The sequence below is a fragment of the Geminicoccus flavidas genome (assembly GCF_009806515.1).
Lineage (GTDB): Bacteria > Pseudomonadota > Alphaproteobacteria > Geminicoccales > Geminicoccaceae > Geminicoccus > Geminicoccus flavidus.
Genome location: NZ_WUJP01000702.1, coordinates 1 through 1,377, shown reverse-complemented (window position 1 = coordinate 1,377; position 1,377 = coordinate 1). Strand labels below are relative to the sequence as shown.

The following is a 1,377-nucleotide window of genomic DNA, read 5'->3' as shown; positions in this document are numbered from 1 at the left end:
CCGCCGGCATGAATGCGAGGAAATGCGGAAGCCAGAGCTGAGAGCCTGCAGCGATGGCCGGCTCTGCGTTCCCGGGTGCCGGCTGCGCCGGTGCACTGCCGACAGGCACGGAAGAAGCACCAGCGAAGACGTGAACCAGCCGCGAGCCGATTCTCCGCCTGGCGCTTGATTGGGAAAGCCTCAGGTGGAGGTCCAACGGCCGGACGATCATGCGGCCGGGCCGGCAGCGGATTGACAATTGTGCCAGCAGCGATCCCGCTGTGGAGGGACTGCTTTCTGAGCCCGCTTCGCCTGTGGTGAACTCGGCTTCTGCATTGGTGCCGTCAGCCTGGCAGGCTGCCTTCGTGGTACAAGGCTCGGGAGGAAGCTGAGATCTGGCGCGCGTACTGTTCATGAGGTGCAGCGGCACGAGATCGAGCATGTGGCCGCTCCACTTGGCAGCCAGCGTCCGCCTGATCGTACCGCCCCACTCGATCGGTCAAGGCAGTTTGCTCGCTGGGAAATCGGTCGTCTCAAGTTCCGAGGAGTGGGTTAGGTTCCGCTCCGGCAGAAGATCGGGCTGGTCCAGGTCGACTGGCCGTTCGCTTGGCGCATGCGGAGGTAGACGGTCTCGCCGGTGCTGAAGCCGGGCAGCGGCACGGCGCCCTGCCATTGCCACTGGTGCGGCTGCGGCAGGGGATGGAAGCGGAAGGCGGGGCTGTCGATGCCCGCGAGATTACCGGAAAGAGCACCTTCCTGCAGGCGCGACGGGTCGATCTGCAGGTGCTGGCCGTGGAGTTCGGCCCGGATGACCGTTCGGCCGGACAGGCGGACCCGGAGGGCCATGGCCTGCATGGTTGGGGTCATGTTGTTCGGGTTGGCGTGGGCCAGGATGGTGAAGGCGAGTGCGTGGCGGTCGGCGGCGATGCTGTGAGATTCGTCGGCCTCTGCTTCGCCCTCGAGCGGGGAGACTACCTCTGCCCCGCGCAGGCGCGGCTCCACTGCCAGGATCTCGCCACCCTGCAGTTCCAGCCGGCCGGTCCAGCGGTGGCTCTGTCCACGGGCACCCCAGCCTAACTCCAGTACCAGGATGGTCTCGAACCCTTCGGCAGGCGGAGCGATCGGGGCTGGCTCGAGCTCGGGCGTGATCCGGGCTGCCAGACGGCCGGAGCGGATCACGTCGATCGTGTCGATGAAGCTGCCGCCCACCGCCTCGATCCGCAGCTCATGGTCGCCCGGCGGAAGTATGCCGCCCTGGATGATGTCGCCTGCCGCCACCAGCAGATGGCTGTTGTCGCCGGTGAGCGCGTTCGTGCGCCGTGACCACAGGCTTTCCCACAAGGCCGCTGTCGTGTTCTCCGGCGCGTAGATGCAGGTGCGGCCATGGCCGTAGGAGCC

At 67.0% G+C, this 1,377-nt stretch carries 1 protein-coding gene and 1 pseudogene; both read right to left on the bottom strand.

The annotated features are described in order from the left end of the window. Nucleotides 1-421: hypothetical protein (locus tag EQG76_RS32355; RefSeq protein ID WP_235031468.1), on the bottom strand; the 421-nt coding region annotated here is incomplete at its 3' end. 110 nt (nt 422-531) lie between these two features. Next, nucleotides 532-1,377 (bottom strand): annotated as a pseudogene (locus EQG76_RS20160) (hypothetical protein); the annotation flags it as partial.